The organism is Gordonia sp. GONU (assembly GCF_024733855.1).
Lineage (GTDB): Bacteria > Actinomycetota > Actinomycetes > Mycobacteriales > Mycobacteriaceae > Gordonia > Gordonia amicalis.
In genome coordinates, this window is sequence record NZ_JANRHB010000075.1 from 1 (window position 1) to 1838 (window position 1838).

The window sequence follows — 1838 nt, forward strand, 5'->3', positions numbered from 1 at the left end:
TGCCTGAATGTGTTCCTTAGACAAGTCCCATTCTTGCACTGCAGCAAGGCATCTCGCTTCTCAACACCCCATCAAACACCAGAAACCTCACCCCAAATCGGTGCATCCAGGCTCAGGGAGCAGGGGCGGACGTGGCGCCCGACCCCGCCAGCAGCAACCCGACCATCGCCTTGGCATCCGCTTCGGTGTAGCCGGGTCCGACGATGCAGAGGTTGCCGATCGCACGCAGGAACGTCACGGGGCTGACGTCCTTGCTGACCTCACCCGACTCTTGAGCCCGCTCGACCAGCGACGCGAACGCCGGAACGAGACTGTCGAAGATCAACGCGTGCAGGTTGTTCAGGCTCGGATCGTCCGAACTCAGAGCATCACTCAACCCGTGTTTGGTGACCAGGAAGTCGGTGAACGCCGAGGTCCAGCGACACAACGCATCCGTCGGAGGCACGTCGTCGGCGATCAATTTCTCGGCCAGTGCGACGCACTCCTCGACCTGATGGCGGTACACCGCGGTCACCAGGTCGGCGCGCGTCGGGAAGTGCCGATACACAGTGCCGACACCCACACCGGCACGCTTGGCGATGTCGCGGACCGGCGCTTGCACCCCGGTTTCGACGAAGGCCGCCGCAGCCGCATCCAGCAGCGCCTCACGGCTTCGTTCTGCACGTAGTTGACGTGCGGTTTTCGACTCCGACACAGTTCACCCCTTGCTCGCGGAACACTGTTCCGATAGGTTGGCGGAACAGTGTTCCGTCAAGATTATCGCAACCCTTCCGCGAGAGAAGCCATCATGTCCACTCCCCTGCTCGAACGTCGAATCGTCGCCGTCAAGCCGCTCATCGTGCCCACCACCGATCGCCCGGTCCCTCTTGCCGTGAAGGTCACCGCACCGGTCGACGGGGACAACCTTCCACTCATTGTGTTCTCGCACGGCAACGCGTGGTCCATGGACGGTTACGAACCGCTCGTGGACCGTTGGGCTGCTGCGGGATTCGTGGTCGTGAACCCCACCCACCTCGACTCCCGGCGCCACGGAATCGGATTCGACGACCCGCGGTTCGTCGACATCTGGCGCATCCGGATCAGCGACGTTCACGCCGTCATCGATCATCTCGACGACATCCTCTCGACCGCCGGTCATGACCTCGGCACCCGGGCCGACACATCGAAGCTTGCAGCCGTCGGACATTCCTGGGGCGGGCAGACGGTCGGCACACTTCTCGGAGCACGCGTCATCGACGTCGATGGTGTTGTCGGCAAAGACTTCTCACATCCGTCAGTACGCGCGGGAGCTCTCATCGCGACCGCGGGAACCGGCGACAGCCTCACCGACTTCGCGCGCGAACACCTGCCGTTCATGCGACCGGACTTCAGCCGGATGTCCACGCCGGCTCTGGTCATCGCGGGCGGAAAAGATGACTCGGCGTTGTCGACCCGCGGCCCAGAGTGGCTCACCGACGCCTACCACCTCAGCCCGGGGCCCAAGCGGCTGCTCTACATCGACGACGGCGAGCACACCCTGGGAGGGATTGCCGGAGAAGCGGTTCACGAGACCACCGACGAGGACCCGCGGCGGGTCGAACTGGTCGCAGACGCCGTATCCGCCTACCTGCTGGACGTATTCGGCCTCAGCACAGGCGAATGGGAGAAGATCGCCGTCGGCGCTGCGGAGGGTGCGTACAGCATCGACGGCAAGTAGCCCTTCGAGGCTCGTCGCTATCGCTCCTCGCACCTCAGCCTGGATGCACCGATGTGGTGTGCCGGTGGTGGTGGAGGGTGTTGTGGGCGTGCGGTTTTGGGGGTGGTGGTATGTGGGCGTGGGTGGTCTGCCGATCTCGGAA

2 protein-coding genes are annotated in these 1838 nt (G+C 63.9%); one reads left to right on the top strand and one right to left on the bottom strand.

The features are described 5' to 3' along the window. Positions 1-112: 112 nt before the first annotated feature. A complete protein-coding gene (locus NWF34_RS25195) occupies positions 113-694 on the bottom strand; it encodes a TetR/AcrR family transcriptional regulator (RefSeq protein WP_035760112.1) in 582 nt (193 codons plus the stop codon). 93 nt (positions 695-787) lie between these two features. Here NWF34_RS25195 and NWF34_RS25200 point away from each other — a divergent pair, with 93 nt between their 5' ends. After that, positions 788-1696, top strand: coding sequence for an alpha/beta fold hydrolase (locus NWF34_RS25200; RefSeq protein ID WP_024497354.1), 909 nt, complete (start codon positions 788-790; stop codon positions 1694-1696). Positions 1697-1838: the final 142 nt, after the last annotated feature.